This window comes from Bradyrhizobium sp. MI1.11 (assembly GCF_055811255.1).
Map to the genome: position 1 here is coordinate 188228 of NZ_JBVVPM010000011.1, position 6000 is coordinate 194227.

Annotated in this window: 3 protein-coding genes; all 3 read left to right on the forward strand. The window is 65.0% G+C overall.

The features are described 5' to 3' along the window. Positions 1–104 precede the first annotated feature (104 nt). A complete protein-coding gene (locus AC0L30_RS14405) occupies positions 105–842 on the forward strand; it encodes a hypothetical protein (RefSeq protein ID WP_219679898.1) in 738 nt (245 codons plus the stop codon). A gap of 126 nt (positions 843–968) precedes the next feature. Next, complete coding sequence (locus tag AC0L30_RS14410) at positions 969–3137, forward strand: hypothetical protein (protein WP_473404514.1); 2169 nt, start codon at positions 969–971, stop codon at positions 3135–3137. Positions 3138–3419: 282 nt separating this feature from the next. Next, positions 3420–5855: a DNA topoisomerase (ATP-hydrolyzing) subunit B gene (gene gyrB, locus AC0L30_RS14415; protein WP_473404515.1), complete on the forward strand. Its 2436-nt coding sequence runs from the start codon at positions 3420–3422 to the stop codon at positions 5853–5855. The last annotated feature ends 145 nt before the right edge of the window (positions 5856–6000 follow it).

The window sequence follows — 6000 nt, forward strand, 5'->3', positions numbered from 1 at the left end:
CGCGACTAGTTGCCGGAGGCGGCGCCGACGGTGACGCAGCCGGTTGCAATCGCGCAATGACATCACGCGCGAGACCCTGGACGCGCGATACCCTGGAGAGTGAAATGCGGGCGGCAAGGTCCGGGGCGCAAGTTCCGGCACGATGGTGGGCGTTTGCGTGCGGCCTCGTTTTGCTCGCGACGTGCATGCTCGCGGCAAGCGCCGGCGCCTGGATGCCGCAGCCGCTGTTTTCAGCCGATCTCACGCCGGATCCCGATGTCAGGCTGCCCGCACCGACCCGCTACAGCTTTAGGGGAATCCACACCACCCTGATGCGGGGCGTCGAAGCGCCGCTTCGCGTCAAGCTCGAAGCCACCGTGCCCGCCGAGCTCGGCGACGTCCTCGCCTTCTACCGCAGCGAGCTTGGAAAGCTCGGCTGGCAGGAGCAGCATGATGGCGCCGTCGTCTCCGCCGATCACGTCCAGCTCGCGTTCGCCTCTCCGCTCGGGCCGGCCACGCTGAAGCTCGGCCGCAAGGACAGCAACACCTCGGTCCATCTCGTGCAGAAGAACTCGGATACAGCAATCCGGGCGAACGTCATGCCCGAACCGGGCCAGGCAAAGCTGGTGTTCAGCAACATCGGCGAGACGGAAGCCGTGCTCGGGATCGACGCGCGGACCATCAAGCGCGCCGCCGGCGCTAACGCCGTATCGCTGGATCTGGCGCCCGGCAAATATTCCTACGAACTGAACGTCCCCGGCCGTCCGGCCCACCGCAACATCCTCACCGTCGCGGCCGGCGACGCCTGGGAGCTCACCGTCGGGCGCGACGGCGAGGCATGGTCGCCACTCCAACTGTATTGACTAGTCCGGGAGCTTTGAACCTGCCCGGTTCCTGCCGCGACTTCTGGTCTGAGGCCCCGCCGACGGTGTTGCAGCCGTTGCAATCGCGCGCGCCCAAGCGCTGCGCGGCATCCTGGAGACGTAACGATGGCGATGATCCCGCGCGGGATGCAAGTCCCGGCACGATGGCGGCTGCTTGCATGCGGTCTCTTCCTGATGGCGAGCTGCTCGATCGCGGCCGGCGCCGACGAGGGCATCGTCGACGTTCACGCGCTGCCCCAGCTCGAAGGTGCGGTGGAAGACATCTCGCGCCCCGACCCCTATAGCGTCGAATATCGCGTACCGACGCGGCAGGCCGTGACGCTGCCCGCGGTCCAAAAGCTCCTGAGCGACAACGGCTGGGTCGCTTATGTGATGCCGCTGGAGGAGAAAAGCAGCCTGCTGAAGTTCAGGAAGGGACGACAGGGTCTGTCCGTTCATTTCACGCAGGCGCTCGGCCGGCCCGACCAGTCCGTGGTCTACTACACGACCGACCGGATCTACGGGAACGTGCCGTTTCCGGAAGGCGCAAGCGACATCGTGTTCGACGGGACGCGGCCCTATCTCGGCTGCATCGCGCCGACGCCGCTCGATGCAACGTCGGATTTCTACAGCAGCCAGATGGCTGCGATCGGCTGGCAGAAGCTCACGCCGGAAACCGCCGCGCGCTGGACGACGGGCCTTGATGAAACCGTTCCCAACGGCCTGCGCGCGTTCTACGCGCATGCCGATAGCAAGGAGACCGGCTTTTATCAGCAGAAGCCCGTGATGCTGACGCTGACGCGCCGCGACGATGGCCGCACCCATGTCGATATCCGGGTCGCGCCCTTCGCGCTGCCCGGCGAGCTCAAAGCCGATAGCGATCTGGCCGGCCTGCCGCGGCCGAGCCCGACCAAGACGGCCATGGGCCTCGGCAGCGCGAGCGACAACAAGCGCGAAATGTCGGCCGCCGCGATGGCCGAGCTGCCCGCGGTACTCGCCTTCTATCACCGCGAGCTCGCCGCGCGCGGCTGGCATGAGGACGGCAGCGCACCGCTCGCGCCCGGCGACGAGGTCGCGATCAAGATCTCTTCCGCGGAGGAAACCGGCCTGCTGCGGCTTGGCCGCAAATACGATTTCACCATGGTCAGCCTGACGGCGCAGTTGAAGGACTCCGCGCTTGCCGCCCGCGCCAAGGCGAAGAAAGAGGCCGACGACAAGTTCCTTGGGGATGCGTTAGGTGCGGCCAAGCAGCTCATCACCGCCGACGAAGCAAGACGCAAGGTGCAGGCGGCCGCATTGTCCGACGCGCCGCTGAATGCGCTCGCCGACAGCAAGACGCCGGTGCCGTTGCCCGAAAACGCCGAAGGCGTGAACTTCGAGGGCGGCGACGGCCGGCTCGAATTCTCCTCGACCTCGAGCGTGAAGGCGCTCACTGCGTTTTATCGCGCATCGCTGAAGCCCGCGGGCTGGAAGGAGCAGCCCTCCGTCATCAACCAGCCCAACATGGCGATGATGGAATTCTCCAAGAGCGGGAAGTCGATCTCGATGACCGTGATGCAGATGGGGCCGAAGGTAAACGTTAGCGCCAACGGCTCCGGTCTTGTTATCGCCGCGGCGAAGCCCGTCGAGGCCAAATCGAGGCAAGCCAAGGTGGTCCAGACCAAATCGAAGGAGCCGCTCACGCCCGATCCCGATTCGGCCCTGCCGGTGCCGACGCAGCACAGCTCGACCGGCATCAGCTCCACGAAATTCCCCGGCAGCGAGCAGTCGTTCCGGACCGAGCTCGAAGCCAGCATCCCCGCCGAACTTGGCGAGGTCCTCGCCTTCTATCGCGCGGAGCTCGCCAAACGCGGCTGGCAGGAGAAGGCCGACGGCGCGACCGTGACCGCCGAGCGGGTAGAACTCGCGTTCACCTCGCCGGAGGGACCGGTCGTGCTGAAGCTCGGCCGCGCCAAGGACGAGACGACGGTCAGTCTGGTGCAGCGGAATCCGCAGGCCGCGGCCAAGGCCGACATCATGCCGAAGGCGGGACAGGCCAGGCTGATGCTCGGCAATATGGGGCCGAAGGAAGCATCGCTGACGATCAACAATCAAACGGTGAAGATCGCGGCTGGTGCCGGCGGACCGCAATCGCCGAAAGGCCCGATGCTCGAACTGCCGCCCGGCAAGTACCAGTACGCGCTGCGTCTGCCGGGGCGCCCTGCCCGCACCGAAACCCTCACCGTGGCCGCCGGCGATGCCTGGGGCCTCCTCGTGGGGCCGAACGGCGACGTGCTGCCGCTGCAGATGTATTGAGCCTGCAAGGCCGTTCCGGGGCGTTCCAAGCGCCTCGGAACACCCTTCGTCCCCGCAATATCCACGCCTTTCAGCGACCCGGAACGGCCTCTCGAATCGCGCTTTTTTCAGCGCCTCGAATCGGCCTTCGAAAGCCTTGAAAACCGGCCAAAAAATCCCATCTAATCAAAGACTTGCCGGGGGATACTTTGCGCTAGGCGCAATCCGTCTTTCGTGGCACAAATAGCCCGCATATCAGCGCCTTTTGCGCGGCTGATTCGGGCGACATCTCGAAGGCCTCTCATGACAGAACCTGCTCGGCAGACGCCTGCCGAAAACGAACCCTCAAATCCGAGCGACTACGGGGCGGAATCGATCCGCGTGCTCAAGGGTCTCGACGCCGTCCGCAAGCGCCCGGGCATGTATATCGGCGACACCGATGACGGCTCGGGCCTGCATCATATGGTCTACGAAGTCGTGGACAATGCGATCGACGAGGCGCTCGCGGGCCACGCCACGCGCGTGGACGTGATCCTCAACGCCGACAATTCTGTCACCGTGCGCGACGACGGCCGCGGCATTCCCGTCGACATCCATAAGGGCGAAGGCATCTCGGCGGCCGAGGTCATCATGACCCAGCTCCATGCCGGCGGAAAGTTCGACCAGAATTCCTACAAGGTTTCCGGCGGTCTGCACGGCGTCGGCGTCTCCGTCGTCAACGCGCTGTCGAGCAAGCTCGGCTTGCGCATCTGGCGCGACAACAAGGAACACTACATCGAATTCGCCCATGGCGATGCGGTCGCGCCGCTCAAGGTGGTCGGCGACGCGCCCGGCAGGCGCGGCACCGAGGTGACGTTCCAGGCCTCGACGGAAACCTTCAAGAACATCGAGTATGATTTCGCCACGCTGGAGCACCGGCTGCGCGAGCTCGCCTTCCTCAATTCGGGCGTCAACATCGCCCTCTCCGACATGCGTCACGCCGTCGAGAAACGCGAGGAGATGCACTATTCCGGCGGCGTCGAAGAATTCGTCAAATATCTCGACCGCAACAAGAAGGCGATCGTGCCGGCGCCGATCATGGTGCGCGCGGAAGCCAACGGCATCGGCGTCGAGGCCGCGTTGTGGTGGAACGACAGCTACCACGAGAACGTGCTGTGCTTCACCAACAACATCCCGCAGCGCGACGGCGGCACCCATCTCGCCGGTTTCCGCGGCGCGCTGACGCGCCAGGTCAACGGCTATGCCGAGGCCAATGCGAAAAAGGAAAAGATCGCGCTCACCGGCGACGATTGCCGCGAAGGCCTCACCGCCGTGTTGTCGGTGAAGGTGCCGGATCCAAAGTTTTCGTCGCAGACCAAGGACAAGCTGGTGTCCTCGGAAGTGCGTCCCGTGGTCGAGAACGTGCTCAACGAGGCGCTGCAGGCCTGGTTCGAGGAGCACCCCTCCGAAGCCAAGATGATCGTCGGCAAGGTGATCCAGGCGGCGGCCGCCCGCGAAGCCGCGCGAAAAGCGCGCGAGCTGACGCGCAAGAGCCCGCTGTCGGTCTCTTCGCTGCCCGGCAAGCTCGCCGACTGCCAGGAGAAGGACCCGGCGAAATCCGAGCTCTTCATCGTCGAGGGTGACTCGGCAGGCGGCAGTGCCAAGCAGGGCCGCAACCGCGAATTCCAGGCCGTGCTGCCGCTGCGCGGCAAGATCCTCAATGTCGAACGTGTGCGTCCCGACAAAATGCTGCACAGCGAGCAGATCGGCACGCTGATCACCGCGCTCGGCACCGGCATCAGCGACGAATTCTCGATCGAGAAGCTGCGCTATCACAAGATCATCGTGATGACGGACGCCGACGTCGACGGCGCCCACATCCGCACGCTGCTGCTCACTTTCTTCTACCGGCAGATGCGCGAGATCATCGACGGCGGCTATCTCTACATTGCCCAGCCGCCGCTCTATAAGGTCAACCGCGGCAAGTCCGAGCAATATTTGAAGGACGAGCGGGCGCTGGAAGACTATCTGATCGATACCGGGCTGGACGATTGCGTCTATATTCCCGGCACTGGCGGCGATCGCACCGGCCGCGACCTGCGCTCGCTGGTCGACGACGCCCGCGCCGTCCGTGGCGTCCTGCGCAGCCTGCACACCCGCTACAATCGCAAGGTGATCGAGCAGGCCGCCATCACCGGCGTGCTCAACAAGGCGATCTACGGCAATCCGGAGAAGGCCGCCGCGGCCGCGCAATACATCGCCGCCCGCCTCGACACGCTCGCCGACGAGGTCGAGCGCGGCTGGATCGGTCAATACGTCGAAGGCCATGGCTTCCAGTTCGAGCGCACGGTGCGCGGCGTCAAGGACGTCGCCCTCATCGATGACGCGTTCCTGGGCTCGGTCGAAGCCCGCAAGCTCGACGAGTACACGGTCAAGCTCCAGGACGTTTATGCCCGCCCCGGCAAGCTGCGGCGCAAGGACACCGAGCACATGGTCTACGGCCCGGTCGATCTGTTCGAAGCGGTCACCGACGCCGGCCGCAAGGGCGTCTCGCTGCAGCGTTACAAAGGGCTGGGCGAGATGAATCCGGAGCAGCTCTGGCAGACGACGCTGGACGTCAATGCGCGATCACTGCTCCAGGTGAAGGTCAAGGAGGTCGATGAGGCCGACGACATCTTCACCAAGCTGATGGGCGACGTGGTCGAGCCGCGCCGCGACTTCATCCAGGAACATTCGCTGAGCGCGACGATCGATATCTGAGGCCGCTGGCTTTTGGATTTCGAACTGCTGGCCAAGCGCTCGCTGCAACCTCTCCCGCTTGCGGGGGAGGTCGGCGCGAAGCGCCGGGTGGGGGCTTTCTCCTCCCCCGGGATACGGGCCGAAAATTAGCAAAAACCAAAGCGGG